The organism is Phycicoccus avicenniae, from assembly GCF_050496545.1.
Lineage (GTDB): Bacteria > Actinomycetota > Actinomycetes > Actinomycetales > Dermatophilaceae > Phycicoccus > Phycicoccus avicenniae_A.
The window spans coordinates 20792-46505 of record NZ_JBNVZV010000014.1 but is presented as its reverse complement, the minus strand read 5'-3'; the positions used below and the strand labels follow the sequence as shown (position 1 = coordinate 46505).

33 protein-coding genes and 1 pseudogene are annotated in these 25714 nt (G+C 71.6%); 3 read left to right on the top strand and 31 right to left on the bottom strand.

Annotated elements, in window-relative coordinates; all coding sequences use genetic code 11:
• Positions 1-125: 125 nt before the first annotated feature.
• From meaB to rpsJ, 28 genes and pseudogenes are all read right to left on the bottom strand, one after another.
• The gene (meaB, locus tag ACQZ2A_RS12840; RefSeq protein ID WP_430211587.1) at positions 126-1136 is read right to left on the bottom strand and encodes a methylmalonyl Co-A mutase-associated GTPase MeaB; all 1011 of its coding nucleotides are present in this window, start codon (positions 1134-1136) and stop codon (positions 126-128) included.
• Positions 1133-3301, bottom strand: a complete 2169-nt coding sequence (gene scpA, locus ACQZ2A_RS12835) for a methylmalonyl-CoA mutase (RefSeq protein ID WP_430211585.1) — start codon at positions 3299-3301, stop codon at positions 1133-1135. Before scpA ends, meaB begins: the two co-directional genes overlap by 4 nt.
• The gene (locus tag ACQZ2A_RS12830) at positions 3298-5115 is read right to left on the bottom strand and encodes a methylmalonyl-CoA mutase subunit beta (RefSeq protein ID WP_430211582.1); all 1818 of its coding nucleotides are present in this window, start codon (positions 5113-5115) and stop codon (positions 3298-3300) included. The genes scpA and ACQZ2A_RS12830 overlap by 4 nt, the downstream gene beginning before the upstream one ends.
• A 100-nt stretch (positions 5116-5215) precedes the next feature.
• Positions 5216-6070: a type I methionyl aminopeptidase gene (map, locus tag ACQZ2A_RS12825; protein ID WP_430211580.1), complete on the bottom strand. Its 855-nt coding sequence runs from the start codon at positions 6068-6070 to the stop codon at positions 5216-5218.
• A 106-nt stretch (positions 6071-6176) separates the two neighbouring features.
• Positions 6177-7115, bottom strand: a complete 939-nt coding sequence (locus ACQZ2A_RS12820; RefSeq protein WP_430211577.1) for a hypothetical protein — start codon at positions 7113-7115, stop codon at positions 6177-6179.
• A 140-nt stretch (positions 7116-7255) separates the two neighbouring features.
• Entirely contained in the window at positions 7256-7822 is a 567-nt protein-coding gene (locus ACQZ2A_RS12815) for an adenylate kinase (protein ID WP_430211575.1), read from the bottom strand.
• A gap of 65 nt (positions 7823-7887) precedes the next feature.
• Positions 7888-9201 carry a preprotein translocase subunit SecY gene (gene secY / locus ACQZ2A_RS12810; RefSeq protein ID WP_430211573.1) on the bottom strand — a complete coding sequence of 438 codons (1314 nt, stop codon included), beginning with the start codon at positions 9199-9201 and terminating at the stop codon, positions 7888-7890.
• 170 nt (positions 9202-9371) lie between these two features.
• A complete protein-coding gene (gene rplO, locus ACQZ2A_RS12805) occupies positions 9372-9863 on the bottom strand; it encodes a 50S ribosomal protein L15 (RefSeq protein ID WP_430211570.1) in 492 nt (163 codons plus the stop codon).
• A gap of 2 nt (positions 9864-9865) precedes the next feature.
• On the bottom strand, positions 9866-10048 hold the full coding sequence (rpmD, locus tag ACQZ2A_RS12800; RefSeq protein WP_430211567.1) for a 50S ribosomal protein L30: 183 nt from the start codon (positions 10046-10048) through the stop codon (positions 9866-9868).
• The gene (gene rpsE, locus ACQZ2A_RS12795) at positions 10048-10689 is read right to left on the bottom strand and encodes a 30S ribosomal protein S5 (protein WP_430211565.1); all 642 of its coding nucleotides are present in this window, start codon (positions 10687-10689) and stop codon (positions 10048-10050) included. Before rpsE ends, rpmD begins: the two co-directional genes overlap by 1 nt.
• 46 nt (positions 10690-10735) lie before the next feature.
• Complete coding sequence (gene rplR / locus ACQZ2A_RS12790) at positions 10736-11110, bottom strand: 50S ribosomal protein L18 (RefSeq protein ID WP_430211563.1); 375 nt, start codon at positions 11108-11110, stop codon at positions 10736-10738.
• A 3-nt stretch (positions 11111-11113) separates the two neighbouring features.
• The gene (rplF, locus tag ACQZ2A_RS12785) at positions 11114-11650 is read right to left on the bottom strand and encodes a 50S ribosomal protein L6 (RefSeq protein ID WP_430211562.1); all 537 of its coding nucleotides are present in this window, start codon (positions 11648-11650) and stop codon (positions 11114-11116) included.
• 12 nt (positions 11651-11662) lie between these two features.
• The gene (gene rpsH, locus ACQZ2A_RS12780) at positions 11663-12061 is read right to left on the bottom strand and encodes a 30S ribosomal protein S8 (RefSeq protein WP_430211560.1); all 399 of its coding nucleotides are present in this window, start codon (positions 12059-12061) and stop codon (positions 11663-11665) included.
• Between the two features lie 112 nt (positions 12062-12173).
• Positions 12174-12359 carry a type Z 30S ribosomal protein S14 gene (locus ACQZ2A_RS12775; RefSeq protein ID WP_204130573.1) on the bottom strand — a complete coding sequence of 62 codons (186 nt, stop codon included), beginning with the start codon at positions 12357-12359 and terminating at the stop codon, positions 12174-12176.
• A gap of 2 nt (positions 12360-12361) precedes the next feature.
• A complete protein-coding gene (gene rplE / locus ACQZ2A_RS12770; RefSeq protein ID WP_430211557.1) occupies positions 12362-12922 on the bottom strand; it encodes a 50S ribosomal protein L5 in 561 nt (186 codons plus the stop codon).
• A 5-nt stretch (positions 12923-12927) separates the two neighbouring features.
• Positions 12928-13269, bottom strand: a complete 342-nt coding sequence (rplX, locus tag ACQZ2A_RS12765) for a 50S ribosomal protein L24 (RefSeq protein ID WP_430211555.1) — start codon at positions 13267-13269, stop codon at positions 12928-12930.
• A gap of 3 nt (positions 13270-13272) precedes the next feature.
• Positions 13273-13641 carry a 50S ribosomal protein L14 gene (gene rplN, locus ACQZ2A_RS12760; RefSeq protein ID WP_166118037.1) on the bottom strand — a complete coding sequence of 123 codons (369 nt, stop codon included), beginning with the start codon at positions 13639-13641 and terminating at the stop codon, positions 13273-13275.
• A gap of 80 nt (positions 13642-13721) precedes the next feature.
• On the bottom strand, positions 13722-14012 hold the full coding sequence (gene rpsQ / locus ACQZ2A_RS12755) for a 30S ribosomal protein S17 (protein ID WP_430211551.1): 291 nt from the start codon (positions 14010-14012) through the stop codon (positions 13722-13724).
• Between the two features lie 20 nt (positions 14013-14032).
• Positions 14033-14245 (bottom strand): annotated as a pseudogene (gene rpmC / locus ACQZ2A_RS12750) (50S ribosomal protein L29); the annotation flags it as partial.
• Entirely contained in the window at positions 14245-14664 is a 420-nt protein-coding gene (gene rplP, locus ACQZ2A_RS12745; protein ID WP_055815498.1) for a 50S ribosomal protein L16, read from the bottom strand. The gene rplP and the pseudogene rpmC, both read right to left, overlap by 1 nt.
• Before the next feature lie 2 nt (positions 14665-14666).
• Entirely contained in the window at positions 14667-15467 is an 801-nt protein-coding gene (gene rpsC, locus ACQZ2A_RS12740) for a 30S ribosomal protein S3 (protein WP_430211547.1), read from the bottom strand.
• Entirely contained in the window at positions 15467-15862 is a 396-nt protein-coding gene (rplV, locus tag ACQZ2A_RS12735; protein ID WP_430211545.1) for a 50S ribosomal protein L22, read from the bottom strand. Before rplV ends, rpsC begins: the two co-directional genes overlap by 1 nt.
• Positions 15862-16143 (bottom strand): 30S ribosomal protein S19, encoded by a 282-nt coding sequence (gene rpsS, locus ACQZ2A_RS12730; RefSeq protein WP_055815489.1) that lies wholly within the window; start codon positions 16141-16143, stop codon positions 15862-15864. Before rpsS ends, rplV begins: the two co-directional genes overlap by 1 nt.
• Before the next feature lie 12 nt (positions 16144-16155).
• The gene (gene rplB / locus ACQZ2A_RS12725) at positions 16156-16992 is read right to left on the bottom strand and encodes a 50S ribosomal protein L2 (RefSeq protein ID WP_204130579.1); all 837 of its coding nucleotides are present in this window, start codon (positions 16990-16992) and stop codon (positions 16156-16158) included.
• 21 nt (positions 16993-17013) lie between these two features.
• Positions 17014-17313: a 50S ribosomal protein L23 gene (gene rplW, locus ACQZ2A_RS12720; protein WP_055815483.1), complete on the bottom strand. Its 300-nt coding sequence runs from the start codon at positions 17311-17313 to the stop codon at positions 17014-17016.
• Entirely contained in the window at positions 17310-18227 is a 918-nt protein-coding gene (gene rplD, locus ACQZ2A_RS12715; protein WP_430211540.1) for a 50S ribosomal protein L4, read from the bottom strand. The genes rplW and rplD overlap by 4 nt, the downstream gene beginning before the upstream one ends.
• A 1-nt stretch (position 18228) precedes the next feature.
• Entirely contained in the window at positions 18229-18885 is a 657-nt protein-coding gene (gene rplC / locus ACQZ2A_RS12710; protein WP_430211538.1) for a 50S ribosomal protein L3, read from the bottom strand.
• An 8-nt stretch (positions 18886-18893) separates the two neighbouring features.
• Entirely contained in the window at positions 18894-19202 is a 309-nt protein-coding gene (rpsJ, locus tag ACQZ2A_RS12705) for a 30S ribosomal protein S10 (protein ID WP_012867945.1), read from the bottom strand.
• A gap of 434 nt (positions 19203-19636) precedes the next feature.
• Here rpsJ and ACQZ2A_RS12700 point away from each other — a divergent pair, with 434 nt between their 5' ends.
• Positions 19637-20164 (top strand): ArsR/SmtB family transcription factor, encoded by a 528-nt coding sequence (locus ACQZ2A_RS12700; RefSeq protein ID WP_430211533.1) that lies wholly within the window; start codon positions 19637-19639, stop codon positions 20162-20164.
• Entirely contained in the window at positions 20161-21429 is a 1269-nt protein-coding gene (locus ACQZ2A_RS12695; RefSeq protein WP_430211531.1) for an MFS transporter, read from the top strand. The genes ACQZ2A_RS12700 and ACQZ2A_RS12695 overlap by 4 nt, the downstream gene beginning before the upstream one ends.
• A 16-nt stretch (positions 21430-21445) precedes the next feature.
• Here ACQZ2A_RS12695 and ACQZ2A_RS12690 read toward each other — a convergent pair whose 3' ends face one another.
• Both ACQZ2A_RS12690 and ACQZ2A_RS12685 read right to left on the bottom strand, forming a co-directional pair.
• Positions 21446-22459: a YwqG family protein gene (locus ACQZ2A_RS12690; protein ID WP_430211529.1), complete on the bottom strand. Its 1014-nt coding sequence runs from the start codon at positions 22457-22459 to the stop codon at positions 21446-21448.
• Positions 22460-22481: 22 nt separating this feature from the next.
• Positions 22482-23393: an EamA family transporter gene (locus tag ACQZ2A_RS12685; protein ID WP_430211527.1), complete on the bottom strand. Its 912-nt coding sequence runs from the start codon at positions 23391-23393 to the stop codon at positions 22482-22484.
• A gap of 73 nt (positions 23394-23466) precedes the next feature.
• On the opposite strand from ACQZ2A_RS12685, the gene ACQZ2A_RS12680 reads away from it, so the two are divergent.
• Entirely contained in the window at positions 23467-24381 is a 915-nt protein-coding gene (locus ACQZ2A_RS12680; protein ID WP_430211524.1) for a LysR family transcriptional regulator, read from the top strand.
• Between the two features lie 90 nt (positions 24382-24471).
• Here the strand turns inward: ACQZ2A_RS12680 and tuf are convergent, their stop codons facing one another.
• Positions 24472-25668, bottom strand: coding sequence for an elongation factor Tu (gene tuf, locus ACQZ2A_RS12675; protein WP_430211521.1), 1197 nt, complete (start codon positions 25666-25668; stop codon positions 24472-24474).
• Positions 25669-25714 lie beyond the last annotated feature (46 nt).

Here is a 25714-nt window from a genome sequence, read left to right as displayed (position 1 = left end):
GTGCGGAATCCACGATGCCCGCCCGGGAGCGGGATCTCCAGCCCCGCCTCCCCGACCTGCCGTTTCGGCCCTCCACGCACGGCCGAGCAGTGGAGGGCGCATCGGCCGAACGGATGATGCCGGGCTCAGCCTTCGGAATCCGCGGCGCGCAGGTCCGCGGCGTAGAGCTCGAGGAGCCGCGCGCTCCCCTCCACCGCACTGGTCTCCCCGGCGCGCACGGCGGCTTCGAGGTCGGCCCGCTCGGCGCGCACTGCCTGCGAGGCACGGATTCCGTCGCTGAGGGCCGAGTCGACGAGCGCCCACATCCAGTCCTGCTGCTGCTGGGCGCGACGCTGCGCCAGCCCGTGCTCGGCCTCGAGATGGGATCGGTGGTCGAGGACGGCCTGCCACACGTCGTCGAGCCCGTCGCCGGTGACGGCCGAGCAGGTGAGGACCGGGGGCCGTCGCACGCCGGCGCCGGGCATCATCAGGCGCATCGCCCCGGCCAGCTCGCGGGCCGCACCCTTGGCGGGGAGCTCGCCGTCGCCGTCGGCCTTGTTGACCGCGATGACGTCGGCGAGCTCGAGGATGCCGCGCTTGATGCCCTGGAGCTGGTCGCCGGCCCGCGCGAGGGTGAGCAGCAGGAAGGTGTCGACCATCTCGGAGACGGCGATCTCGTTCTGCCCGACACCGACGGTCTCGACGACGACGACGTCGTAGCCGGCCGCCTCGAGGACGAGCATCGACTCGCGGGTGGCCCGGGCCACACCGCCGAGGTGGCGCCCGGAGGGGCTCGGCCGCACGAACGCGGAGTCGGAGGCGGCGAGGCGGGCCATCCGGGTGCGGTCGCCGAGGATGGAGCCGCCGGTGCGCCGCGAGCTGGGATCGACGGCGACGACGGCCACCCGGTGCCCCTGCTCGACGAGCCGGACGCCGAGGGCGTCGATGAACGTCGACTTGCCGGCGCCCGGCACCCCGGTGATGCCGACCCGCACCGCTCCCCCGGTGCGGTCGGCGACCGCGGCGAGGAGCTCGCGGGCCTGCTCGCGGTGGTCGGGGCGCCGCGACTCCAGGAGGGTGATGGCCCGGGCGACCTGCTGGCGCTCCCCCGCGAGCACGCCCGCGACGAGCTCCGCGGTGGAGGCCGGCTGCCTCACCCGAGCCGCTCGCGCAGCTCGGCGACGAGGGTCAGGGCGGCCTTGCTGATGACCGTGCCCGGCGGGTAGATGGCGTCGGCACCGGCGGCCCGCAGGGCCTCGTGGTCCTGGTCCGGGATGACGCCGCCGACGACGATCATCAGGTCCTCGCGGCCGAGGTCGTCCAGGGCCTTCCGGAGCGCCGGCACGAGGGTGAGGTGCCCGGCGGCCAGCGAGCTGACGCCGACGACGTGCACGTCGGCCTCGACGGCCTGGCGTGCGACCTCCTCGGGGGTCTGGAACAGCGGGCCCACGTCGACGTCGAACCCGAGGTCGGCGAAGGCGGTGGCGATGACCTTCTGGCCGCGGTCGTGGCCGTCCTGGCCCATCTTCGCGACGAGGATGCGGGGGCGGCGGCCCTGCTCCTCCTCGAACTCCTCGACGGCCTGCTGGGCGGCGTGGACGGTGGCGTCCTCCCCCGCCTCGGCGCTGTACACGCCCCCGATCGTACGGATCTGGGCGGTGTAGCGGCCGAAGGCCTCCTCCATCGCGCTCGACATCTCGCCGACGGTCGCCTTCGCGCGGGCCGCCTCGATGGCGAGGGCGAGCAGGTTGGTGCCGAGGGTGCCGTCGGAGCCGGAGCGGGCGGCGTCGGTCATCCGGGACAGCGCTGCGCGGCAGGCCTCCTCGTCGCGCTCCGCGCGCAGCCGCTCGAGCTTGGCGACCTGGCTGGCGCGCACGGCCGCGTTGTCGACCTTGAGCACCTCGATGGGCTCGTCGACGTCGACGACGTAGGTGTTGACGCCGATGACCGGCTGGTGGCCGGAGTCGATGCGCGCCTGCGTGCGGGCGGCCGCCTCCTCGATGCGCATCTTCGGGATGCCGGCCTCGATGGCCTTGGCCATGCCGCCGGCGGCCTCGACCTCCTCGATGTGCTGCCACGCGCGCTCGGCGAGGTCGTGGGTCAGCCGCTCGACGTAGGCCGAGCCGGCCCACGGGTCGATGACGCGCGTCGTGCCCGACTCCTGCTGGAGGAGCAGCTGGGTGTTGCGGGCGATCCGGGCCGAGAAGTCGGTCGGGAGGGCGATGGCCTCGTCGAGGGCGTTCGTGTGGAGGGACTGGGTGTGGCCCTGTGTGGCGGCCATCGCCTCGACGCAGGTGCGCACGACGTTGTTGAAGACGTCCTGGGCGGTGAGGCTCCATCCGGAGGTCTGGCTGTGCGTGCGCAGGCTGAGCGACTTCGGGTTGGTCGCGCCCTGCTCGCGCACGAGGCGGGCCCAGAGCAGGCGCGCGGCCCGCATCTTCGCGACCTCCATGTAGAAGTTCATGCCGATCGCCCAGAAGAACGACAGGCGCGGGGCGAAGCGGTCGACGTCGAGGCCCACGGCCTTGCCGGCGCGCAGGTACTCGACGCCGTCGGCGAGGGTGTACGCGAGCTCGAGGTCCTGCGTCGCCCCGGCCTCCTGCATGTGGTACCCGGAGATCGAGATCGAGTTGAAGCGCGGCATCTCCTGGCTCGTGAACGCGAAGATGTCGCTGATGATCCGCATCGACGGCTCGGGCGGGTAGATGTAGGTGTTGCGGACCATGAACTCCTTGAGGATGTCGTTCTGGATGGTCCCCGTCAGCTGGTCCGCGCCCACCCCCTGCTCCTCGGCCGCCACGACGTAGAGCGCGAGCACCGGGATGACGGCGCCGTTCATCGTCATCGACACCGACATCCGGTCGAGGGGGATGCCGTCGAAGAGGGTGCGCATGTCGTAGATCGAGTCGATGGCCACACCGGCCATCCCGACGTCGCCCGAGACACGCGGGTGGTCGGAGTCGTAGCCGCGGTGGGTCGCGAGGTCGAAGGCGACGCTCAGGCCCTTCTGGCCGGCGGCGAGGTTGCGCCGGTAGAAGGCGTTGGACTCCTCGGCCGTGCTGAAGCCCGCGTACTGCCGGATGGTCCACGGCTGCGTCGTGTACATCGTCGGGTACGGGCCGCGCAGGTACGGCGGGGCGCCGGGGACGGTGTCGAGGAAGTCGAGCCCCTCGAGGTCGTGCTCGGTGTAGAGCGGCGGGACCTCGATGCCCTCGGGCGTGGTCCAGCTGGCGGTGTCCGCGGCGGTTCCCGCGTCGGGCGCCGGGGTAGCCGGTGCGGCTGCGCCGAGGTCGATCGCGGTGAAGTCGGGGACGGCGGTCATCGGGGCTCTCCTTCCGCCGGGGCGCCGAGTCGGTCGAGGAGGTCGTCGAGCAGTGCCACGACGTCGACGCCGTCGTAGAGCTCTCCGTCGACGACGTCGGCCGCGTCGCCGAGCTCGCGGGCCCGACCGGCGACGAGGACGTGCGTGGCTCCGGCGGCGCGCAGCTCCTCGACAGCGGCGCGCCCCTGCTCGGCGTACTGCTCGCGGCTGCTCGCCAGGACGGCGACGGCGGTGGGCTCGTCGGTGGTGGCGATGCCGCCCGCCGCGAGCAGGTTGGCCGTGAACGCCTGTCGCGGACCGAAGTCGCGCTGCGTGCCGAGGGTGCGGACCGTCACCGCCGCGTGGTCGAGGCGGCGGGCGCGGTCGCGCAGCGCCTCGTAGGCGGCGGCGTCACGGCGTGGGACGAGGGCTTGGTCGGTGGCGGCGACGACGGCACGGGGGCGGCGCTCCGGGGCGGTGTCGGCGAGGTCGGGGAACATCGAGACGCCGGTCAGGGGCCGGGCGCGCGTGGCGAGCAGCCGCTCACGCTCGGTGGTGGCGGCCTCGACCCACGCGTGGAGGAGACCGGCGTCGAGCGCCGCGAGCACGCCACCGGCCCGCTCGACCTCCTGGAACCGGGCCCACGCGTGCTCGGCCACCTCGTCGGTGAGCGACTCGAGGTACCACGAGCCGCCGCCGGGGTCGGTGACGCGGCCGACGTTGGACTCGGCGGCGAGCAGGATCTGGGTGTTGCGGGCGAGCCTGCGCGAGAACCGTTCCGGGAGGCCGGCGATGGTGTCGTGGGGCAGGACGGTGACGGAGTCGGCGCCGCCGATCGAGGCGCCGAAGACCGCGAGGGTGTTGCGCAGCACGTTGGTGAACGGCTGCTCGCGGCTGGCCATCCGCAGGCTCGTCACGGCGTGCGTGCGGGCGCCGCGGTCCTCCTCGGGGACGCCCACCGCCTCGCCGACCCGCGCCCAGACACGGCGGAGGGCGCGCAGGACGGCGGCGGTGAGGAACTGGTCGGCGGTGGCGCTGACGCGGAACTCGACGTGCTCGAAGGCCTCGACCGGGTCGATGCCGTCGGCCTCGAGCCGGCGCAGGTACTCGACGCCCGTGGCGACGGCGACGGCGAGAGCGTCGACCTCGCTCGCGCCGGCGTCGTGGAGCACCCGGGCGTCGACGGTGACGGCCCACCAGCCCGCACGGCCGGCGCAGGCGCGGACCATCCCGGCGAGCGGTGCCAGGTCGGGGGCGGAGCCGGTGCGCAGGGCCGCGCCGACGGGGTCGAGGCCGAGGTTGCCGCCGACCGACCCGGCGTCGCCGACGTGGTCGAGCAGGGCCCGCGCCGCGCCGGGCTGGTCGGTCCACGAGCTCACGACGACCGGCGCGAGGTCGAGCCGGACGTCGGCGAGCACGCTCGGCAGGTCGGAGGCGGCGACGCCGTCCTCCCCCACGTGCACCCACACCGAGGTGACGCCGTGCTCGAGGTCGTCGAGCACGGCCTCGCGCGAGCGGGCGGCATCGGGGTCGTCGTGCAGCTGGCGGACGTCCCACGGCAGCGTGCCGTCGCGCAGGGCACGCCCCCGGGTGAAGGGCATCGCGCCGGGCCGGCCGAGGGTGCGGTCCTCGCGCAGGTAGAGGCCCTCGGTGGAGAGGCCGCCGTCGAGGGCGGTGCGCAGGGCCGCCTCGGCGTCCTCGGGCGCGACGGGGTCGTCGTCGCGGCGGCGCTTGTTGAGCACGTCGGCGACCAGCCCGAGCCAGTTCTCGCGCGTGCGGGGCTCGAAGCCGTCGGCGAGCGCCATGAGGTCCTGCGCGGGCGACGGCGTCGTCATCGGGCTCTCCCAGGGTCGTCGGTGGTCCGCATCAACCCTAGCCACGCCGGGGGCGCGGCTCACCGAGAGATCGGTCACCCGGGCTCGCGCCGAGGGGTGCTCAGGCGGGGGCGATCTCCGCGTACGGGGCGCCCAGGGCGGTGAGCCGCTCGCGGCCGCCGTCGAGCGCGGTGAGCACGCAGAGACCGGCCTCGGTGACGGCCACCGAGTGCTCCCAGTGGGCCGCCCGCGAGCCGTCGCGCGTCACGACGGTCCAGTCGTCGTCGAGGATCGTGTTGTCCTGGTCGCCGAGGGTGACCATCGGCTCGATGCAGATGGTCAGGCCGTCGGGGACCTTCGGGCTGCGGCCCTGGACGCGGTAGTTCGGCACCTGCGGGTCCATGTGCATCGAGGTGCCGATGCCGTGGCCGACGTAGTCCTCGACGATGCCGTACTCGCGGCCACGGCGGGCGCCGGCCTCGACCACCGCGTCCTCGACCGCGGCCCCCACGTCGTAGAGCGGCACGCCGACGCGCAGCGCGGCGATGCCGGCCCAGAGCGAGGTCTCGGTGTCCTCGCTCAGCGCGAGGTCCTCGGGACGCGCCGCCTCGGTGCCGCCGACCACCACGGTGAGCGCCGAGTCGCCGTTCCAGCCGGCCACCTCGGCGCCGCAGTCGATGGAGAGCAGGTCGCCGGCCTCCAGGACGCGCGGGCCCGGGATGCCGTGGACGATCTCCTCGTTGACGCTCGTGCAGAGGGTGTGGCTGTAGCCGGGGACGAGCTGGAAGTTCGGGATGCCGCCGTGGTCGCGGATGTGCGTCTCGGCGAGGGTGTCGAGCTCGAGGGTGGTCACGCCCGGGCGGACCGCGGCCACGACCAGCTCGAGGGTGCGCCCGACGAGCAGGCCGGCGGTGCGCATCATCGCGAGCTGCTCGGGCGTCTTGCCCTCGCACCGGTCACGGCTGAACAGTCCCATGCCGCGACCCTACCCGCGGCCGGTCCCCCGCCCGAAACCCGTCGAAAGTACAGAACACGCCGTGCGCACCCGGGGCACCACGGCGTGTTCTGTACCTTCGACGGGGTCAGATCTGCAGGTGGCGCGGGTCGATGCCCAGCTCTCGGGCGAAGCGCAGCAGGCACGCGGTCCGACGGCCCCCGACGAGCACGTCCTCGGCCCAGATCTCCAGGACCGTCCAGTCCTCCTCCGCCAGCCCGGCCTGCCGGGAGGAGTCAGCGCTCCTGCGACGGCGGGACGCGTGGTGCGCACCCTGGTACTCACCGACGACCCGCTGTTCCTCCCACACGAGGTCACCGTCGGCCAGCCACTCACCGGCCCGGTCCGTCAGGGGCGCGTTCACCGCCGGCTCGGGGAAGCCGGTGTGCACGAACATCAGCCGCGCACGACTCTCCATCGGCGAGCGCACACCCGGCCGCACCAGCGTGAGCGCCTCCACCAGGCGCACCTTCCCCCGGGGCCGGACCCGATGCTCGAGCGGCCGGCGGAGCATCCACTGCGCGTCGGCAGTCCCGGTCTCGACCCCGGCCACGACGGCGTCGCCGGCGACCACGAGGTCGTCCACGGTCAGCACGTGACCCAGCTCGCCGAGGTCGCACCAGGTGTCCTCGGGCGAGACCAGCGGGAGCCCGTGGACCTCGGTGGTGCTCCGCCACTCCAGCCCGCGGTGACCGGTGCACCCCCGGCGCCGGGTGTGCCCGTCCGTGGTGGGCGCCATGACGTGCAGCGGCCCGTCGTCGGCCTCGCGCTCGAGATGGCCCGGGAGCGGCAACCCCCGCAACCGAGCCGCCGTCAGGTGCGAGAAGGCCCGTCCGTCCGGGAGCCCCGCGAGGTGGCCCGCCGCCCGGTCGACGAGTGCGGTCGGCACCGACCGGACGTGCGCGCCCCGGGTGGGGTGGTGCAGGTCCGCGCGGCGCAACCTGCTCGCCGGCACCCCGGCTGCCCGTGCGGCGCTCGTGCTGAAGGCACCGCTGCCGAGGCTCGCGGGCAGGTCGGACGGGTGCATGCAGGCAGCGTCGCGGCCGCGGCCCCATCGCCCACTGAGTTCTCCACAGGACCCCGTCGAAAGTACAGAACACGCCGTCCGGCACCAGGCGCAGACGGCGTGTTCTGTACTTTCGACGGGTTGGACCCGCCCGGGTGAGGTCAGGCGGGGGCGAGGGTGGACGTGATGCGCCCGGTCACCTCGTCGACCGCGCCGGCGCCGTCGACGCGCACGAGCAGGCCGCGCGCGTCGTAGGTGTCGGAGAGCGGACGGGTCTCGCGGTGGTAGATGGCCATCCGCTCGCGGATGACGTCCTCGGTGTCGTCCGAGCGACCCTCGACCTCTGCCCGCTTGAGCAGCCGGCCGACCACGACGTCGTCCTCGACGGTGAGCTCGAGGACCCGGTCCAGCGAGGCCCCCGCGGAGGCCAGCATCGCGTCGAGCGCCTCGACCTGGGCGAGGGTGCGCGGGTAGCCGTCGAGCAGGAAGCCCCGTGCGCAGTCGTCCTGGCCGAGGCGGTCCTCGACGATGGCGTTGGTGATCTCGTCGGAGACGTACCCGCCGGAGGCGAGGATCTCCTTGACCTGCTGCCCGAGCGGCGTCTCGTTCTTGATGTTGGCGCGGAAGATGTCGCCGGTCGAGATGGCCGGGATGCCGAAGTGCTCGGCGATCCGGGACGCCTGCGTGCCCTTACCGGCACCGGGCGGCCCGAGGATGATGAGTCGCATTATGACGGGGCCCCCGTGAAGTATTCGGAGGAGCGGAGCGGGGGAGAAACTTTACGGGGTGTCATTTACCTGAGGAACCCTTCGTAGTGACGCTGCTGCAGCTGGGCCTCGATCTGCTTCACCGTCTCCAGGCCGACACCGACGATGATCAGGATCGAGGTGCCGCCGAAGGGGAAGTTCTGGTTCGCCTCGACCAGGACCAGCGCGACGAGCGGGAGGAGCGAGATCAGCGCGAGGTAGATCGCGCCGGGCACGGTGATCCGGGTCAGGACGTAGTTGAGGTACTCGGCCGTGGGTCGCCCGGCGCGGATACCCGGGATGAAGCCGCCGTACTTCTTCATGTTGTCGGCGACTTCGGTCGGGTTGAACGTGATCGACACGTAGAAGAACGTGAAGAAGAGGATCAGCCCCGTGTAGAGGGCCATGTAGTACGGGTGGTCACCGCGCACGAGGTGGGCGTTGATCCAGTCGACCCACCCAGGGTTGACGCCGGTCGGGCTCTGGTTGAACTGTGCCACGAGGGTCGGCAGGGTCAGCAGCGAGGAGGCGAAGATCACGGGGATGACGCCGGCCATGTTGACCTTGAGCGGGATGTACGTGGACGTCCCGCCGTAGACGCGCCGGCCGACCATCCGCTTGGCGTACTGGACGGGGATGCGGCGCTGGCTCTGCTCGACGAAGACCACGAGCGAGATGACGACGAAGCCGAGCAGGATCACGCCGAGGAAGGTGGTCCAGCCCGAGCGCTGCTGGATCTGCCACAGCGAGGACGGGAACTGCGCGGCGATCGAGGTGAAGATGAGGAGCGACATGCCGTTGCCGACGCCCTTGTCGGTGACGAGCTCACCCATCCACATGATGACGCCGGTGCCGGCGGTCATCGTCAGGACCATGATGAGGATCGTGACGACCGAGTCGGACGACAGGATGTTCGTGCACGACGGGTTGTTGAACAGCGTCGCGGGGTTCTGCGCGAAGGTGATGAGCGTCGAGCTCTGCAGGACGGCGAGCCCGATCGTCAGGTAGCGCGTGTACTGCGTCATCTTCGTCTGGCCGGCCTGGCCCTCCTTCTTGAGGGCCTCGAACCGCGGGATGACCACGGTGAGCAGCTGGACGATGATGCTCGCCGTGATGTACGGCATGATCCCCAGCGCGAAGATCGAGAGCTGCAGCAGCGCGCCGCCGCTGAAGAGGTTGATCAGGCCGAGCAGCTGGTTGCTGTTGTCCGCGCCCTTGATGCACTGCTGCACCAGCGGGTAGCTGACCCCGGGCGTCGGCACGTGCGAGCCGAGCCGGAACAGCACGATGATGAACAGCGTGAAGAGCAGCTTCCTGCGCAGGTCGGGCGTCTTGAACGCGCGGCCGAAAGCGGTGAGCACAGGGTCCTCCAGGGTGCGGCCGGGGATGTGGCCACGTCGTCAACGAACCGTCACAACATACCCGCTGCCCCGGCGTGGGGCAGGACGGGTGGGTGGGGTGGACGCGGCGCAGGGCCGGCACCGGGACGAGTCCCGGAGCCGGCCCTGCGACACGCGGTCATCGAGGGGGGTCAGGCGGTCGTCGCCGAGCCGCCCGCAGCCTCGATCTTCTCCTTGGCGCTGGCGGAGAACGCGTGCGCCGTGACGGCGACCTTGACGCTGATCTCGCCGGTGCCGAGCACCTTGACCGGGTGGCCGTCGCGGACGGCTCCCTTGGCGACCAGGTCCTCGACGCTCACGTCGCCACCGTCGGGGTAGAGCGACGACAGCTTGTCGAGGTTCACGACCTGGTACTCGGTCTTGAACGGGTTCTTGAAGCCGCGGAGCTTCGGGAACCGCATGTGCAGCGGCGTGGTGCCGCCCTGGAAGCCGGCGGGGACCTGGTACCGGGCCTTGGTGCCCTTGGTGCCACGACCCGCGGTCTTGCCGCGCTTGCCGCCCTCACCGCGACCGACGCGGATCTTGGCGGACTTGGCACCCGGCGCCGGGCGCAGGTGGTGCACCTTCAGCGCCGGAGCGGTGTCCGTCGCGGCCTTCGCAGCGGCCTTCTTGGTGTCAGCCATGCTCACTCAACCTCCTCGACGGTCACGAGGTGCGGGACCGTCTTGACCATCCCGCGGATCTCGGGACGGTCCTCCTTGACGACGACGTCGCCGATGCGCTTCAGACCGAGCGACCGCAGGGTGTCGCGCTGGTTCTGCTTGCCCCCGATGCCGGACCGGGTCTGGGTGACCTTGAGACGAGCCATCACGCACCAGCCTTGGCCTCGGCCAGGCCGGCGGCCTGGGCGCGGAGCATCGCGGCGGGGGCGACCTGGTCGACCGGCAGCCCGCGACGGGCGGCGACGGCCTCGGGACGCTCGAGACCCTTGAGGGCCTCGACCGCGGCGTGGACGATGTTGATCGCGTTGTCCGAGCCGAGGCTCTTGGACAGCACGTCGTGGATGCCGGCGCACTCGAGGACCGCACGCACCGGGCCACCGGCGATGACACCGGTACCGGGGCTGGCGGGGCGCAGCATGACGACGCCGGCGGCGGCCTCACCCTGGACGGGGTGCGGGATGGTGCCCTGGATGCGCGGGACGCGGAAGAAGTTCTTCTTCGCCTCCTCGACACCCTTGGCGATCGCCGCGGGCACCTCCTTGGCCTTGCCGTAGCCGACACCGACGGTGCCGTCACCGTCGCCGACGACGACGAGGGCGGTGAAGCTGAAGCGACGACCACCCTTGACGACCTTGGCGACACGGTTGATGGTCACGACACGCTCGAGGTACTGGTTCTTCTCGGCCTCACGGGAGTCGCGGCCGCCGCGACGGTCGTCACGGCCACCCCGGCGGTCGCCGCGCTCGGCGCCACCGGTCCCGGTGCCTCGACGCTGGGGTCCTGGCATCAGATGTTCCTCTTCTCGACGTTCGTGGTGGTACGGGCAGCGTGGGTCACAGGGCCAGCCCGCCTTCCCGAGCGCCGTCCGCGATGGCGGCGACGCGACCGTGGTAGCGGTTGCCACCGCGGTCGAACACGACGGCCTCCACACCGGCGGCCTTGGCCCGCTCGGCGACGAGCTCGCCGACCTTCTTGGCCTTGTCCCGCTTGTCACCCTCGAGGGTGCGCACGTCGGCCTCCATGGTCGAGGCCGAGGCGACGGTCTTGCCGACGGTGTCGTCGACGACCTGCACGAAGACGTGGCGCGAGGAGCGCGAGACGACGAGGCGGGGACGCACGGCGGTGCCGGCGACCTGCTTGCGGACGCGGGTGTGACGGCGGACGCGTGCGGCCGACTTGCCCTTGGCGCGCTTGACGATCATGGCCATCGGTTACTTACCAGCCTTTCCGACCTTGCGGCGGATGTGCTCGCCCGCGTAGCGGACGCCCTTGCCCTTGTACGGGTCGGGCTTGCGGAGCTTGCGGATGTTCGCGGCGACCTCGCCGACGAGCTGCTTGTCGATGCCCTGGACCGAGAACCGGGTCTGGTTCTCCACCGCGAAGGTGATGCCGGCCGGCGGCTCGACGGTGATGGAGTGCGAGTAGCCGAGAGCGAACTCGAGGTTGGAGCCCTTGGCCAGCACGCGGTACCCGGTGCCGTGGATCTCGAGCTTCTTCTCGTAGCCCTCGGTCACACCGAGCACCATGTTGTTGATGAGCGAGCGGGTCAGGCCGTGCAGCGAGCGCGACGCGCGCTCGTCGTCCGGGCGCTTGACCTCGAGGGTGCCGTCGGCCTGCTCGACCGAGATCGGCTCGGCGACGGTGTGGGTGAGCTCGCCCTTGGGGCCCTTGACGGTGACGGTGCGACCAGCGATGGTCACGTCGACACCGGAGGGGACGGTGACGGGGAGTCGTCCGATTCGCGACATGTCAGCTGCCCCTTACCAGACGTAGGCGAGGACTTCCCCGCCCACACCCTTGGTCGCCGCCTGGCGGTCCGTGAGGAGCCCAGACGAGGTGGAAATGATCGCGACGCCGAGCCCGCCGAGGACCTTGGGCAGGTTCGTCGACTTGGCGTAGACGCGCAGGCCGGGCTTGCTGACGCGGCGCAGGCCGGCGATCGAGCGCTCCCGGTTGGGGCCGTACTTGAGGTTCACCGTGAGGGTCTTGCCCACCTCGGCGTCCTCGACGGTCCAGCCGGCGATGTAGCCCTCGGCCTCGAGGATCTCGGCGATGTGGCTCTTGAGCTTCGAGAACGGCATGGAGACGTCGTCCTTGTGCGCCGAGTTGGCGTTCCGGACGCGGGTCAACATGTCCGCGATCGGGTCGGTCATGGTCATTGGGCTTCTCCGCCCTCTCTCAGCACGGTTTCCTCCGGACGGTTTCTCCGGCGGACCTGCGCTGTAGATGGTCTGTGGATGGGGGTGCCGCGCGGGGCGGCGGGGTGAGGACTTACCAGCTGGACTTGGTCACACCGGGGAGCTCGCCCGCGTGGGCCATCTCCCGCAGGCAGATCCGGCAGAGGCCGAACTTGCGGTAGACCGAGTGCGGACGGCCGCAGCGCTGGCAGCGCGTGTAGCCACGCACCGAGAACTTCGGCTTCTTGTTCGCCTTGTTGACGAGGGCGGTCTTGGCCATGCTCAGTTCTCCTTGAACGGGAAGCCGAGCGCCTTGAGCAGCGCGCGTCCCTCGTCGTCGTTCGTCGCGGTCGTGACGACCGTGATGTCCATGCCGCGGACGCGGTCGATGCGGTCCTGGTCGATCTCGTGGAACATCGACTGCTCGGTGAGGCCGAACGTGTAGTTGCCCCGGCCGTCGAACTGCTTCGGCGAGAGGCCACGGAAGTCGCGGATGCGCGGGAGGGCGACGGTCACGAGACGGTCGAGGAACTCCCACATGCGGTCACCGCGGAGGGTGGCGTGCGCACCGATGGGCATGCCCTCGCGCAGCTTGAACTGCGCGATGGACTTGCGGGCCTTGGTGACGACCGGCTTCTGGCCGGTGATGGCCGTCAGGTCGCGGACCGCGCCCTCGATGAGCTTGCTGTCCTTGGCGGCGTCGCCGACGCCCATGTTGACGACGACCTTGACGACGCCCGGCACCTGCATGACGTTCGGGTAGCCGAACTGGTCGCGCAGGGTGGACTTGATCTCGTCCTGGTAGCGCGTCTTGAGACGCGGCTTGGTTGCGGTGTCAGCCATCTCTCTCACAGGTCCTTGCCCGAGCGCACGCCGACGCGGACGCGGGTCGCCTTCTGGCGCCCGTCCCGCTCGACGGTCTCGACGCGGGTCTTCATCCGGGTCGGCTTCTTGTCCGAGGGGTCGACGATGGCCACGTTGCTCACGTGGATCGGCGCCTCCTGCACGATGAGGCCACCGGTGCGGCTGCCCCGGCCCGACTCGCCCGCCTTGGTGTGCCGGGTGACCCGGTTGACACCCTCGACGGTCACGCGACCGGTCTCACGGTTGACCGCGATGACCTTGCCGGTGCTGCCCTTGTCCTTGCCGGCGAGCACCTGGACGGTGTCGCCCTTCTTGATCTTCGCCATGGGTCAGAGCACCTCCGGGGCCAGGCTGATGATCTTCATGAACTTCTTCTCGCGCAGCTCGCGGCCCACGGGGCCGAAGATGCGCGTGCCACGCGGGTCTCCGTCGTTGCGGAGGATGACGGCGGCGTTCTCGTCGAACTTGATGTAGGACCCGTCGGCGCGACGGCGCTCCTTCTTGGTCCGGACGATGACGGCCTTGACGACGTCACCCTTCTTGACGTTGCCGCCGGGGATCGCGTCCTTGACGGTGGCGACGATGGTGTCGCCGATACCGGCGTACCGGCGACCGGAACCGCCGAGAACACGGATGCAGAGGATCTCCTTCGCACCGGTGTTGTCGGCGACACGCAGTCGCGACTCCTGCTGGATCACTGTCTAACTCCTACTCGTCGTGCTGGTTCTCGCCGGGGCGAGCCTTGCCGAACTGACTGGGATTGCCTTGCGGCAGAGGCTTACTTGGCCTTCTCGAGAACCTCGACGACGCGCCAGCGCTTCGTCGCGGACAGCGGCCGGGTCTCCATGATGAGGACGCGGTCGCCGACACCGGCGGCGTTCTGCTCGTCGTGGGCCTTGACCTTGCTCGAGCGGCGGATGACCTTGCCGTACAGCGCGTGCTTGACGCGGTCCTCGACCTCGACGACGACGGTCTTGTCCATCTTGTCGCTGACCACGTAGCCCTGGCGGGTCTTGCGGTAGCTGCGGTCGATGGTCGCGGTCACGGTCTCGTCCTTCTCGTTGCTCACTTGGCCTCACCCTTCACGCCGATGCCCAGCTCGCGCTCGCGCATCTCGGTGTAGATCCGGGCGATGTCCTTGCGGACGGCGCGGAGCCGGCCGTGGTTGTCCAGCTGGCCGGTGGCCGACTGGAACCGGAGGTTGAACAGCTCCTCCTTGGCCTTGCGGAGCTCGTCGACGAGACGCTCGTCGTCGAGGCCCCGCAGCTCCTTGGAGGTCAGGTCCTTGGAACCGACTGCCATCAGAAGTCACCACCCTCACGCCGGACGAAGCGGCACTTCATCGGCAGCTTGTGCATCGCGAGGCGGAGCGCCTCGCGCGCGACGTCCTCCGGGACACCGGAGAGCTCGAACATGACACGGCCCGGCTTGACGTTCGCGATCCACCACTCCGGCGAGCCCTTGCCGGAACCCATGCGGGTCTCGGCGGGCTTCTTGGTGAGCGGACGGTCCGGGTAGATGTTGATCCAGACCTTTCCGCCACGCTTGATGTAGCGGGTCATCGCGATACGCGCGGACTCGATCTGACGGTTCGTGACGTAGGCGGGCTCGAGGGCCTGGATGCCGTAGTCGCCGAACGCGATGGTCGTACCGCCCTTGGCCATACCCGAGCGACCCGGGTGGTGCTGCTTGCGGTGCTTGACTCGACGGGGAATCAACATGGTCAGGACTCCTCGGTGCTCGGAGCGGCCGGGGCCTGCTCGGCCGGGGCCTGCGCGGCGGCGGGGGCGTCGGTGCGACGGGCGCGGGCCGGACGGTCGGCGCCGTCACGACGCGGGCCACGACCCTGGCGCGGAGCGGTGGCCTGCTGGGCCGCGAGCTCGCGAGCGGTCATGTCGCCCTTGTAGATCCACACCTTGACGCCGATGCGACCGAACGTGGTCTTGGCCTCGTACAGGCCGTAGTCGATCTGCGCGCGGAGGGTGTGCAGCGGCACGCGCCCCTCGCGGTAGAACTCGGTACGGCTCATCTCCGCGCCGCCGAGGCGGCCGGAGACCTGGACGCGGATGCCCTTGGCGCCGGCGCGGGTGGCCGACTGCATGCCCTTGCGCATGGCGCGACGGAACGAGACACGCGCCGAGAGCTGCTCGGCGATGCCCTGCGCGACGAGCTGGGCCTCGACCTCGGGGTTCTTGACCTCGAGGATGTTCAGCTGGACCTGCTTGCCGGTGAGCTTCTCGAGCTCGCCGCGGATGCGGTCGGCCTCGGCGCCGCGGCGGCCGATGACGATGCCCGGGCGGGCGGTGTGGATGTCGACGCGGACCCGGTCACGGGTGCGCTCGATGTCGACGCGCGCGATGCCCGCGCGGTCCATGCCCGTGGACATGAGCTTGCGGATCGCCACGTCTTCCTTGACGTAGTCGCGGTAGCGCTGACCCTCCTTGGTGGAGTCGGCGAACCAACGGCTCTTGTGCTCCGTGGTGATCCCGAGACGGAAGCCGTGCGGGTTGACCTTCTGACCCATCAGCGGGTGCCTCCGTTCGTGGTCTTGGCGGGCTTGGGGGCGACGACCACGGTGATGTGGCTCGTGCGCTTGTTGATGCGGCCGGCGCGACCCTGCGCGCGCGGACGGAATCGCTTCATGGTGGGGCCCTCGTCGACGAAGGCCGCGGAGACGACGAGCTCGCGCTCGTCGAAGCGCTCGGCGGTCTTGTCGGCCTTGACCCGCGCGTTGGCGATGGCGGACTCGAGGACCTTGAGGACCTGCTCGCTCGCCGCCTGGGGGGCGAAGCGCAGGACCGAGACGGCCTCGGGGGCGGCCTTGCCGCGGATGAGGTCGACGACCCGGCGGGCCTTCATCGGCGCGATCCGCGTGTGGCGGGCGACCGCCCGCGACTCGACGGTGGTGTTCTCGGACATCAGCGACGACGCCCCTTCTTGTCGTCCTTCACGTGACCCTTGAAGGTGCGGGTCGGCGCGAACTCGCCGAGCTTGTGCCCGACCATCGCCTCGGTGACGAACACCGGCACGTGCTTGCGGCCGTCGTGGACGGCGAGGGTGTGACCGAGCATGTCGGGCGAGATGACCGACCGGCGCGACCAGGTCTTGATGACGTTCTTGGTGCCCGCTTCGTTCTGGACATCCACCTTCTTCTGAAGGTGGTCGTCGATGAAGGGGCCCTTCTTCAGGCTACGAGGCATTCCAGGCTCCTATCAGCGCTTCTTGCCAGTGCGACGGCGACGGACGATGAGCTTGTCGCTCGGCTTGCCGGGGCGGCGGGTGCGGCCCTCGGGCTTGCCCCACGGGGACACCGGGTGGCGTCCACCGGACGTGCGACCCTCACCACCACCGTGCGGGTGGTCGACCGGGTTCATGACGACACCACGGACGGTCGGGCGCTTGCCCTTCCAGCGCATGCGGCCGGCCTTGCCCCAGTTGATGTTCGACTGCTCGGCGTTGCCGACCTCGCCGACGGTGGCGCGGCAGCGCACGTCGACGTTGCGGATCTCACCGGACGGCATGCGCAGCTGCGCGTAGGGGCCGTCCTTGGCGACGAGCTGCACGCGCACACCGGCGGAGCGGGCGATCTTCGCGCCGCCACCGGGCTTGAGCTCGACGGCGTGGATGACCGTACCGGTCGGGATGTTGCGCAGCGGCAGGGTGTTGCCCGGCTTGATGTCGGCACCCGGACCGTTCTCGATCGTCATGCCCTGCTCCAGGCCGCGCGGCGCGAGGATGTAGCGCTTCTCGCCGTCGGCGTAGTGCAGCAGCGCGATGCGCGCGGTGCGGTTGGGGTCGTACTCGATGTGCGCGACCTTCGCGGGCACGCCGTCCTTGTCGTGACGACGGAAGTCGATCACGCGGTAGGCGCGCTTGTGGCCCCCACCGATGTGACGGGTGGTGATGCGGCCGTTGTTGTTGCGGCCACCGCTCTTGGTCAGCGGGCGGACGAGGGACTTCTCGGGGGTGGAGCGGGTGACCTCGACGAAGTCCGCCACGCTCGACCCGCGACGCCCCGGCGTCGTCGGCTTGTACTTACGGATACCCATGTGTTGTCAGTCCTCAGTTCCTCAGGCGCCGGCGCTGCCGAAGATGTCGATCGAGCCCTCGCGGAGGGTGACGATCGCGCGCTTGGTGTCCTTGCGCTTGCCGATGCCGAACCGCGTCCGACGGGCCTTGCCCTTGCGGTTCATCGTGTGGACGGAGTCGACCTTCACGCCGAAGACCTGCTCGACGGCGATCTTGATCTCGGTCTTGTTCGAGCGCGGGTCGACGATGAAGGTGTACTTGCCCTCGTCGAGGAGCCCGTACGACTTCTCGGACACGACCGGCGCGATCAGGATGTCGCGGGGGTTCTTGTCCTGGCTCACTTCTCGTCCTCCACATCAGCCTTCGCGCCGGCCTTGGTGAAGCCGGCCTTCTCGGCCGCCGCGGCCGTCTTGAACCAGAACTCGGCGACGGTCTGCTCGTACCACTGGCCGTCCGGCTCGTGGTACTTGCCGGAGTCGGCGTTGCCCTTGACGGTGTAGCCCTCGGGGGCGCTGCCGTCCTCGAGCGCGGCGACCGCACCCTTGGGCAGGTCGGCGGCCGGAGCCGCCTCGGCGACCTCGGTCTCCGCGGCCTTCTTCGCCGGGGCCTTCTTCGCCGGGGCCTTCTTCGCCGCGGCCTTCTTGGCCGGCGCGGCCTGGACCGTCTCGCCGGTGAAGGTCTCGTAGGCGGCCTGGGTGAAGACGACCTCGTCCGCGCACAGCACGTCGTAGGTGTTGAGCTGGTCGACCGCGAGCACGTGCACGTCCGCGAGGTTGCGGACCGACTTCATCGACACGATGTCGGTGCGGTCGAGCACGACGAGCAGGTTCGGGCGCTCGGTGAGGCCGGCGAACAGCTCGCGGGCCGCCTTGGTCGAGGGGGCGTCGCCGCTGGCGATCGCCTCGACGACGTGGACGCGGCCGTGGCGGGCCCGGTCGGAGAGGGCACCGCGCAGGGCGGCGGCCTTCATCTTCTTGGGGGTGCGCTGGGCGTAGTCACGCGGCTGCGGGCCGTGGACGGTGCCACCACCGGCGAACTGCGGCGCCCGGGTCGAGCCCTGGCGGGCGCGGCCGGTGCCCTTCTGGCGGTACGGCTTGCGACCGCCACCGCGGACCTCGCCACGCGTCTTCGTCGCGTGCGTGCCCTGGCGGGCGGCGGCGAGCTGCGCGACGACGACCTGGTGGATCAGCGGCACGTTGGTCTGGACGTCGAAGATCTCCGCGGGGAGGGTGACGTCGAGGGTCTTGGTAGCCATGTCAGGCCCCCTTCGCGGCCGAGCGGACGAGGACGACCGCGCCGCGGGGACCGGGAACGGCACCCTTGAGCAGCAGCAGGCCCTTCTCGGCGTCCACGGCGTGGATCGTGAGGTTCTGCGTGGTCTGGCGCACGCCGCCCATGCGGCCGGCCATGCGCATGCCCTTGAACACGCGACCGGGGGTGGCGCACCCACCGATCGAGCCGGGCTTGCGGTGGTTCTTGTGCGCACCGTGCGAGGAGCTGACGCCGTGGAAGCCGTGACGCTTCATGACACCGGCGAAGCCCTTGCCCTTGGTCGTGGCCGTCGCGTCGACGGACTGGCCGACCTCGAAGGTGTCGGCGCCGAGCTCCTGGCCGAGCGCGTACTCGGCGGCGTCCGCGGTGCGGATCTCGACGAGGTGGCGGCGCGGCGTGACGCCGGCCTTCTCGAAGTGGCCGGTGAGCGGCTTGGTGACCTTGCGCGGGTCGATGGCGCCGTAGCCGAGCTGCACGGCGGCGTAGCCGTCGGCCTCGGCGGCGCGGACCTGGGTCACGACGTTCGGGCCGGCCTGGATGACGGTGACGGGCACGAGTCGGTTGTTCTCGTCCCACACCTGGGTCATGCCGAGCTTGGTGCCCAGCAGACCCTTCTGGGTCTTCGTGGCAGTGGTGGTCATCGCGAGCCTCAGAGCTTGATCTCGATGTTGACGTCAGCCGGGAGGTCGAGACGCATCAGCGAGTCGACGGCCTTGGGCGTCGGGTCGATGATGTCGATGAGGCGCTTGTGGGTGCGCATCTCGAAGTGCTCGCGGCTGTCCTTGTACTTGTGCGGCGACCGGATGACGCAGAAGACGTTCTTCTCCGTCGGGAGCGGCACGGGGCCGACCACGGTCGCTCCGGCCCGCGTGACCGTGTCGACGATCTTGCGCGCCGAGCTGTCGATGACCTCGTGGTCATACGACTTCAAGCGGATGCGGATCTTCTGTCCCGCCATCTGACGTTCCCGTCTCTCTACTCGCCGTCCATCTGTCAAAGGCCGGTTCCGGCGGAACCTCCGACCCCCGCGGTCGGGCGTGTCGCCCTTCTTCCGCAGTCCGGGTGGCGCACGGTCTCCCGTGCCTCATCCTGGGGTTCGGCTGTCCCGGTGGAACCGGGGCCTGGCTCTTCGCGGACGAGCCGCCCCGCCGGGTGGGCGGTGCGAGTTCCTCGTCGCGGTGGGCGCGATCGACCCCTCGGGGTCGCTCACGCACGCCAAGCAACCCGTCCAGTGTGCCAGAGGGCGGAGGCTGCACCAAATCGGCCGCTACACCCGCGGCCGCCGTCCGGTGCGCACCCCCGCTCGCGTGGCGCGTCGCCGACCCCCCAAGAAGTCCTTGACGGTCCAGGGCTCCGGCTGTCAGACTCCCCAACGACCCTTTGGAGGTACTGATGAGCGAGCACGCCCCCCTGCGCGCCCTGGCCCACCCCGTGCGGCTGCGCATCCTGTCGCTGCTCACCGGCGCCGAGCTGACCGCCGCCGAGGTGGCGCGCGAGCTCGACCTGACCCACGCCAACGCCTCCTACCACCTGCGGGTGCTGCGCGACGCCGGCGAGATCGTCGTCGCCGGCGAGGAGGTCATCCGGGGTGGCAGGGCGGTGCGCTACCGGCACCCGTGGCGCGAGGTCGACCGGCCGGACGCGGCCTCCACGGGGCCCGCGCCGGACCCCGCGAGCGCCCGGCTGGTCGTGCGCGCGGCCACCGAGGAGCTGCACCGCCGGTACGCCCTGCGGCGACGTGGCGCGCCGGGCATCGTCACCGACGCCGAGGTGTGGGTGGACCCGGCCACCTGGTCCGAGGCCCTGTCCCTGCTCGAGCGGGCGGCCGCCCTGGTCCACGACGGTGCCCGCCCGCCGCGGACGGACGGGGCGGTGCCCGTCAACGTCTCGATGTTCGCCTTCCCCCTGGAGGAACAGTGAGCCCGGCGGCCGAGGCGCTCGCCCCGCTGCGGCACCGCGCCTTCGCCTGGTACCTCGCCTCGCGCACGGCCAACCTCCTCGGGAGCACCGCGGCCCTCGTCGCGATGGCCTTCGCGGTCCTCGACGTCGGGGGGTCGGCGACCGCGCTCGGCCAGGTGCTCGCGGCCCGCATCCTGCCGATGACGCTGCTGCTGCTCTTCGGGGGCGTCGTCGCCGACCGGCTCCCCCGGGCGCTCGTGCTGCAGGTCTCGAACCTCTCGAGCGCCGCGCTCCAGGGAGCCACCGCGGTCCTCCTGCTCACCGGCGACGCCCGTCTGTGGCAGCTCGTCGCCCTCCAGGCGCTCCAGGGGGCGGCCTCCGGCGTGGGCTTCCCGGCCATGGCGGGGATGGTGCCCACCCTCGTGCCGTCCTCCGCGCTGCAGCCGGCCAACGCCCTCGTCAGCATGTCCCGGGGGCTGACGACGATCCTCGGGCCGAGCCTCGGCACCCTGCTCGTCGTGACCGTGGGGTCGGGCTGGGCCGTTCTGGCCGACGCCGCGCTCTGGGGCGTGGCGGCCCTCCTCCTCCTGCCCGTGCGCCGGGCCACGCCGGCCCGGCCCACTCCCGACGGGCCGCGGGCCTCGCCGTTGTCCGAGCTGCGCGAGGGCTGGGTCCTCTTCCGCAGCACGACGTGGCTCTGGGTGGTGGTCGCGGCCTTCGGTGTCCTCAACGCGGTGGGGTCGGGGGCCTGGCTCACCCTCGGGCCGGCCCTGGCCGGCGAGACCATCGGACGAGCGGCCTGGGGGTGGGTGCTGTCCGCGGAGGCGGCCGGCGCCGTCGTGGCCACGGTCGTCCTGCTGCGGGTCCGGCTGGGGCGGCCCCTGCTCGTCGGGATGCCCGCCGTCGCCCTGCTCGCCCTGCCGCTGGTGCTGCTCGGCACCGTGCCGCACACCGGCCTGCTCATCGCGGCCGCCGCCCTCGCCGGCGCCGGCCTCGAGGTGTTCGGGATGGGCTGGAACCTCGCGATGCAGGAGAACATCGAGGAGTCCCAGCTGTCGCGGGCCTACTCCTACGACGCGCTCGGGTCGATGGCCGCCGTTCCGCTCGGCCAGCTGGCGATCGGCCCGCTCGGGGACCGGTTCGGGTACGCCTCCGTGATCACGGTGTGCGGCGTGGCCGTCGGGGTCGTCGCCCTCGGCGTCCTGGGATCGCGCGCGGTGCGGACCCTCCCCCGCCGGCCGCAGCCGCCGGCGCGGCCCGACGTCGTCGCGGTCGACGCCGGCTGACGCAGGTCCGGCGGGCTCAGAAGCACTGGAGGACGAGGTGCGCCCGCTCGAACGCGCGCTCGCGCAGGTCCTTCCGACGCATCCACACGTAGAGGAAGCCGGAGTCGCCCCACATGAACCCACGGTCGTCGTCCGAGGCCACCTGGAGGACGAGGACCCACTCCGGGGCCTCCTCCTCGGCCGCCGCCCGGACCACGGGGTCCTCGAAGGCCCGGCCGTCGCCGGTGGAGTGCCCGGCCGAGACCAGCGCGCACTCCAGCTGCATGTCGCCCTGCACCTGGTGCGGCCAGCCACCGACCTGGTGGGTGTCCCAGCCCGGCTCGTCCATCGCCGTCATCGACCACTCGTGGTAGGCCTCGGCGTCGTGGTCGGGGAGGAGACCCTCCAGCACACCGGCGCCCGGAGGAGGGGCCGTCAGCGTGGCCCGCGGACGGAGCACCACCTCGGGGAGCACTCCCTCGGACCCGAGCGCGACGAGGTCGGCGGGCGGGTCGCGGCGCACGAGCGCGCCGACGTCGGTGTCGTCGTGGAGGACCCGCGACCCCACCGCGTCACCCGGGGCGAAGCCCCACGGCATCTCGAGCAGGTCGTAGAAGAACAGGAGGCGACCGGTGGTCGGGAGCTCGGGATGGGTCTCCCCCGTCGCCGCCACCTGCGCGAGGTCGACCTGCGCGACGAAGGACAGTGGGGCCGTGCCGGCCACCCGGTGCGCCCGCACGCGGTGGTCCTCGGCGATGCGCTCCTGCTGCGCCGCGTCGAGCCGGCGCCACCACTGCGTGGGGTCCTCGTTCGCGGCGAGGTAGGCCGCCGCCGTGGCCGCGCCGTCCTCGAACGCGGGCCGCTCGGGCCACGCGAGGTCCGGCGGCAGGTCGGGCGAGCCGCCCAGACGGCTCGCCCCGGACCCGCTCGGGGGATGCTCCGCCGGCTCGAGGACGACGGCCGGCCGGACCCGGTCGAGCACGGCCGCGACCCCTTCCGCGGACAGCCCCGCCGCCTCGAGCCGGCTCCTCAGGTCTTCGCGCTCGCTCACGGCCCGAGCGTCCCACGGCCCCTCACCGCACCGCGTGCGACCCGCCCGCGGACACCTCCACCGGGGCAGCCGGCCGGCGGCGCCACCGGGGCCCCAGGGTCACGAGCGCGACGCCCGCGACGAGGAGGACGCCGCCGGTCACGACGAGCGCGGTCGGCACCTCGCCGTCGGCGAGCCAGGCCGTCGCGATGCCGACCGGTGGCACGAGCAGGGTGAACGGCGCGACGTCCGAGGCCGGGTGGTGCTCGAGCAGCCGGTTCCAGATGCCGTAGCCGACGAGGCTGGCGAGCACGGCGGTGTACGCGGTCGAGAGCCAGTTGACGAGCGAGAGGTGGGTCAGCGCGTGGCCGACCGCGGCCGGGCCGTCGACGACGCAGGCCAGCGCGAGCAGCGGTACCGGCACGACGAGCGCCGACCACACGGTCAGCCCCAGCCCGCCCGGCACCCCGAGCCGCCGGACGAGCACGTTGCCCGTCGCCCACGACACCGCGGCGAGCACGCAGAGGACCAGCGCCACCGCCGGCACGTGCCCACCCCGCCCGACGGCCACCACCCCGAGCCCCACCACCCCGAGCCCCACGCCGGCGAGCTGCACCCGCAGCGGCCGCTCGCCGAGCACGAGGGCCGCGAGCGCGACCGTCACCACCGCCTGGGCCTGGAGGACGAGCGAGGCGAGGCCGGGCGGCATCCCCACGGCCAGCGCCGTGTAGAGCAGCCCGAACTGCCCGAGGCTCATGAACACCCCGACCGCCAGCACCTTGCGCAGCGGCGCCCTGGGCCGCGCGACGAACGGCAGGGCGAGGAGCACGACGGCGAATCGCACCGCGACGAACACCAGCGGCGGGACGCCCACGAGGCCGCGGTCGATCACGACGAAGTTCATCCCCCAGACGAGCATGACGAGGGTGGCGGCGAGGACGTCCTTGAGCGGCACGCAGCCATCGTCGCCCCACAGGACCGTTCAGCACCAGCGATGTTCCGCACCCGGAACCGTGTAGCGTCGCTACATGATCGACCTAGACCACCTCGTGACGCTCGCCGCCGTGCGGCGCACCGGTTCGATCGGCGGGGCGGCCGCCGAGCTCGGGTTCACCCCCTCGGCCGTCTCCCAGCAGGTCAAGCGCCTCGAGCGCCGGGTCGGCGGGTCGGTCCTGGACCGGGTCGGGCGCGGGGTGATGCTCACCGAGCTCGGGCGCCACCTCGTCGACGAGGGCGCGGACATCCTCGCCCGCCTCGCGGCCCTGGAGTCCGGGCTCGGCCGGGTGGCCGGCGGCCCGGTCGCCGGCACGGTGCGGCTCGTCGCCTTCTCCACCGCGGTCCGCGGCCTCGTCGCCCCGGCGCTGCGGACCCTCGCCGACGCCGCACCCGGGCTCGAGGTCACCCTCGTCGAGCACGACCCGCACGAGGCCATCGACCTCGTCGCGACCGGCGCCGCCGACGCGGCACTGGTCCACAACTGGGGCGACCTGCCGCTGCCCTTCCCCGCCCACGTCGAGGTCGTCGGGCTGGGGGTCGACACCGCCGACGTCCTCGTCCACCGCGACCACCCGCTCGCCGCGGCGTCCGGCGTCAGCGCCCTCGAGCTCGTCGACGAGCACTGGGTCTGCCCGCCCGAGGGGTCGGTGTGCCACGGCTGGCTGACCCACATGTTCGACCGGCACGGCGCCCGCCCCGACATCCGGCACTGGTCGTGGGAGTTCGCCTCGCACGTCGGGCTCGTCGCCGAGGGGGTCTGCGTCAGCCTGGTGCCGCGCCTGGGCCGCGAGCTGCTCCCGCCCGAGGTCGTCGCGGTCCCGGTCACCGACCCCGTCCCGACCCGGCGGGTGATGATGACCTGGCGGCGCTCGATGGCCCCCTCCCCCGCCATCGGCCGGCTGCACGAGGAGCTCGACCGCGTCGCGGCCGACCGGCTCGCCCGCTGACCGCACAGCTGGCGGCACGGCGAAGGGCCCGCACCCCCTGCTGGGGATGCGGGCCCTTCGACGAGCTGCCGGTGCGGGACCGGCGTCAGGTCACTTGGTGATCTTGGTGACCCGGCCGGCGCCGACGGTGCGGCCGCCCTCGCGGATGGCGAACTTGAGGCCCTCCTCCATCGCGATGGGCTGGATGAGCTCGACGGCCATCTCGGTGTTGTCACCGGGCATGACCATCTCGGTGCCCTCGGGCAACTTCACGACACCGGTGACGTCCGTGGTGCGGAAGTAGAACTGCGGGCGGTAGTTGTCGTAGAACGGCGTGTGACGGCCACCCTCGTCCTTGGACAGGATGTAGACGTTCGCGTCGAAGCCGGTGTGCGGGGTGATCGACCCCGGCTTGACGACGACCTGGCCACGCTCGACGTCCTCGCGCTTGATGCCACGGAGGAGCAGGCCGACGTTCTCGCCCGCACGACCCTCGTCGAGGAGCTTGCGGAACATCTCGATGCCGGTGGCGGTGGTCTTGGTGGCCGGGCCCTCGTGGATGCCGACGATCTCGACCTCCTCGTTGACCTTGAGGACGCCACGCTCGATGCGGCCGGTGACGACGGTGCCACGACCGGTGATCGTGAAGACGTCCTCGACGGGCATGAGGAACGGCTTGTCCGTGTCGCGCTCCGGCTCGGGGATGTAGGTGTCGACGGCGTCCATCAGGTCGAGGACGGTCTGGCCCCACTCGGCGTCGCCCTCGAGCGCCTTGAGCGCCGAGACCTTGACGACGGGGAGGTCGTCACCGGGGAACTCGTAGGAGCTCAGCAGCTCGCGGACCTCCATCTCGACGAGCTCGAGGATCTCCTCGTCGTCGACCATGTCGGCCTTGTTGAGCGCCACGACGACGTAGGGGACGCCGACCTGGCGGGCCAGGAGGACGTGCTCCTTCGTCTGCGGCATCGGACCGTCGGTGGCGGCGACGACCAGGATCGCGCCGTCCATCTGCGCCGCACCCGTGATCATGTTCTTCACGTAGTCGGCGTGGCCCGGGCAGTCGACGTGGGCGTAGTGACGACCCTCGGTCTGGTACTCGATGTGCGCGATGGAGATCGTGATACCGCGCTGCTTCTCCTCGGGCGCCTTGTCGATGTCGTCGAACGCGAACTGCGGGTTCAGGTCCGGGTACTTGTCGTGCAGGACCTTGGAGATCGCAGCCGTCAGCGTCGTCTTACCGTGGTCGATGTGACCGATGGTGCCGATGTTGACGTGCGGCTTGGTCCGCTCGAACTTTGCCTTCGCCACTTGATGTCCTCCTCAGGACTCTTCTTGGAAACGCACGACCGGGCAG

Bases quoted from the DNA above. Each gene is read 5' to 3' on its own strand.
- scpA (WP_430211585.1), bottom strand. From the start codon at position 3,301: ATGACCGCCGTCCCCGACTTCACCGCGATCGACCTCGGCGCAGCCGCA.
- ACQZ2A_RS12830 (WP_430211582.1), bottom strand. From the start codon at position 5,115: ATGACGACGCCGTCGCCCGCGCAGGACCTCATGGCGCTCGCCGACGGC.
- map (WP_430211580.1), bottom strand. From the start codon at position 6,070: ATGGGACTGTTCAGCCGTGACCGGTGCGAGGGCAAGACGCCCGAGCAG.
- ACQZ2A_RS12820 (WP_430211577.1), bottom strand. From the start codon at position 7,115: ATGCACCCGTCCGACCTGCCCGCGAGCCTCGGCAGCGGTGCCTTCAGC.
- ACQZ2A_RS12815 (WP_430211575.1), bottom strand. From the start codon at position 7,822: ATGCGACTCATCATCCTCGGGCCGCCCGGTGCCGGTAAGGGCACGCAG.
- rplO (WP_430211570.1), bottom strand. From the start codon at position 9,863: ATGGCTGACACCAAGAAGGCCGCTGCGAAGGCCGCGACGGACACCGCT.
- rpmD (WP_430211567.1), bottom strand. From the start codon at position 10,048: ATGGCTCGTCTCAAGGTCACCCAGACCCGGTCCGGCATCGGGGGCAAG.
- rpsE (WP_430211565.1), bottom strand. From the start codon at position 10,689: ATGCCAGGACCCCAGCGTCGAGGCACCGGGACCGGTGGCGCCGAGCGC.
- rplR (WP_430211563.1), bottom strand. From the start codon at position 11,110: ATGGCCATGATCGTCAAGCGCGCCAAGGGCAAGTCGGCCGCACGCGTC.
- rplF (WP_430211562.1), bottom strand. From the start codon at position 11,650: ATGTCGCGAATCGGACGACTCCCCGTCACCGTCCCCTCCGGTGTCGAC.
- rpsH (WP_430211560.1), bottom strand. From the start codon at position 12,061: ATGACCATGACCGACCCGATCGCGGACATGTTGACCCGCGTCCGGAAC.
- ACQZ2A_RS12775 (WP_204130573.1), bottom strand. From the start codon at position 12,359: ATGGCCAAGACCGCCCTCGTCAACAAGGCGAACAAGAAGCCGAAGTTC.
- rplE (WP_430211557.1), bottom strand. From the start codon at position 12,922: ATGGCTGACACCGCAACCAAGCCGCGTCTCAAGACGCGCTACCAGGAC.
- rplX (WP_430211555.1), bottom strand. From the start codon at position 13,269: ATGGCGAAGATCAAGAAGGGCGACACCGTCCAGGTGCTCGCCGGCAAG.
- rplP (WP_055815498.1), bottom strand. From the start codon at position 14,664: ATGTTGATTCCCCGTCGAGTCAAGCACCGCAAGCAGCACCACCCGGGT.
- rpsC (WP_430211547.1), bottom strand. From the start codon at position 15,467: ATGGGTCAGAAGGTCAACCCGCACGGCTTCCGTCTCGGGATCACCACG.
- rplV (WP_430211545.1), bottom strand. From the start codon at position 15,862: ATGTCCGAGAACACCACCGTCGAGTCGCGGGCGGTCGCCCGCCACACG.
- rpsS (WP_055815489.1), bottom strand. From the start codon at position 16,143: ATGCCTCGTAGCCTGAAGAAGGGCCCCTTCATCGACGACCACCTTCAG.
- rplB (WP_204130579.1), bottom strand. From the start codon at position 16,992: ATGGGTATCCGTAAGTACAAGCCGACGACGCCGGGGCGTCGCGGGTCG.
- rplD (WP_430211540.1), bottom strand. From the start codon at position 18,227: ATGGCTACCAAGACCCTCGACGTCACCCTCCCCGCGGAGATCTTCGAC.
- rplC (WP_430211538.1), bottom strand. From the start codon at position 18,885: ATGACCACCACTGCCACGAAGACCCAGAAGGGTCTGCTGGGCACCAAG.
- rpsJ (WP_012867945.1), bottom strand. From the start codon at position 19,202: ATGGCGGGACAGAAGATCCGCATCCGCTTGAAGTCGTATGACCACGAG.
- ACQZ2A_RS12700 (WP_430211533.1), top strand. From the start codon at position 19,637: ATGAGCGAGCACGCCCCCCTGCGCGCCCTGGCCCACCCCGTGCGGCTG.
- ACQZ2A_RS12680 (WP_430211524.1), top strand. From the start codon at position 23,467: ATGATCGACCTAGACCACCTCGTGACGCTCGCCGCCGTGCGGCGCACC.